We start from the raw sequence: 1,630 nt of genomic DNA, 5'->3' as shown, positions 1-1,630 counted from the left end.
ATAAAAATAAATCCTATAGGAAGGCCAGCCTTCCTATAGGATAATTAAACTATATTTGATAAATAAACTGTAACGCTTATTTAGGACTAGTCAATTCTACCAGACTATGAAACAGCTCAACCTCATTTTTCTATCAACACTCTTGATCTTTACGAGCTGTGCCTCTGGACCAGCTAACAGAAATAATAAATCCTTTAATGCAAATGACAGTATCACTGTACATACAATTGCAAATGCCGATACCATTACTCTAGTCTTTGCGGGAGATATAATGCAACATCAAGCTCAACTTGATGCGGCCAAGACAGAAAATGGTTATGATTACTCATCTTACTTCAAGAATATTGACTCACTGATACATAATTCTGATCTAAGCATAGGAAACCTAGAAACACCGATTGGTACTCCCCCATATTCGGGATATCCAATGTTTAATGCACCAAAAGAGCTGGCTAAAGCTTGCAAAGATGCAGGATTTGACATTCTACTGACTGCGAATAATCACTCAGTAGATCGCTATTCAAAGGGAATAACGAACACCATATTAACTCTTGACAGCTTGAAGATTGATCACCTCGGCACATATTTAAATAAAGATGAAAGAGATACTCATCACCCACTAATAAAGGAGGTCAAAGGATATAAGATTGCTTTCTTTAATTATACCTACGGCACGAATGGCATAGCAATTCCTGAACCCAATGTGGTAAATCTTATAGACACACTAGAAATAAAAAGAGATTTGAGTCAAGCTGACCAAAAGGGAGCCGACTTAAAAATTGTATGTATCCATTGGGGAGATGAGTACCATACGAAACCTAATAAAGCACAAAAAAGACTTGCCCAGTGGCTTATTAAAAATGGTGTAGATCACATCATCGGTTCGCACCCCCATGTCATCCAACCTATACATTTGGAAATAGATTCAATCACAGACAAGAAAAGTGTTATCGCTTATTCTTTGGGAAACTTCATCTCTAATATGTCAAAAACGGAAACTGACGGAGGATTGCTCATCAAGCTCGATTTATTCAAGAAAAACAACAAATGGGATTGCCAAGTATATTACACTCTAGTCTGGACTGGCCGTCCAATAATAACAAATGAAAAAAACTTCACTTTATATCCTGCTTTAGGTGAAAATAATGAGCTGTCAAAGAATGCATATAACAAGCTGATAATCTTCAGAAAACATGCTAATAAGGTTATGAAACACAACAGCGACTCGATAAAACCATGGAATTCTAAGTGAAAAATATTCGAATTTATTTGTCAATATAAAATAAATGCCTATCTTTGCAGTGCATTGAAAGAGATGCTAACACGGTGACTGTAGTTCAGTTGGTTAGAGCGTCAGTTTGTGGTTCTGAATGTCGTGGGTTCGAATCCCATCAGTCACCCAAAAAGCAGTAAGTTATGAATAACTTACTGCTTTTTTTATACTCTAATCCTCGCATAGACGCGGATCATACCGAAAAGCTGTGGGATTTGCATATCAAGCATAGATTTTAGTCAAGCGATAAATAAAGAAGTTAACATCTCTTACTCCTCTTAAACTAGCTCTAAAAGATTTTATTTTAGCATTGAAGCTTTCAGCTGATGCATTTGTAGAACGGTTGTTGAAGAACTG

General features: G+C 36.4%; 2 protein-coding genes and 1 tRNA gene. 2 read left to right on the top strand and 1 reads right to left on the bottom strand.

The annotated features are described in order from the left end of the window. Positions 1 to 106: 106 nt before the first annotated feature. A complete protein-coding gene (locus B091_RS0111505) occupies positions 107 to 1,252 on the top strand; it encodes a CapA family protein (RefSeq protein WP_018110141.1) in 1,146 nt (381 codons plus the stop codon). Between the two features lie 74 nt (positions 1,253 to 1,326). Next, positions 1,327 to 1,400: transfer RNA gene (locus tag B091_RS0111500), tRNA-His, on the top strand. 95 nt (positions 1,401 to 1,495) lie between these two features. On the opposite strand, the gene B091_RS12945 is transcribed toward B091_RS0111500, so the two are convergent. Beyond that, positions 1,496 to 1,630, bottom strand: a 135-nt coding sequence (locus B091_RS12945; protein WP_018110140.1) for a transposase, incomplete at its 5' end; no start/stop codon positions are given.

Origin of the sequence: Bacteroides propionicifaciens DSM 19291 = JCM 14649 (assembly GCF_000375405.1) — a bacterium.
In the GTDB taxonomy this organism is placed as follows: Bacteria; Bacteroidota; Bacteroidia; order Bacteroidales; family Bacteroidaceae; genus Bacteroides_E; species Bacteroides_E propionicifaciens.
Note: the sequence above shows the minus strand (reverse complement) of the source record. Positions and strands in the feature narration are given on the sequence as shown.

Bases quoted from the DNA above. Each gene is read 5' to 3' on its own strand.
- B091_RS0111505 (WP_018110141.1), top strand. From the start codon at position 107: ATGAAACAGCTCAACCTCATTTTTCTATCAACACTCTTGATCTTTACG.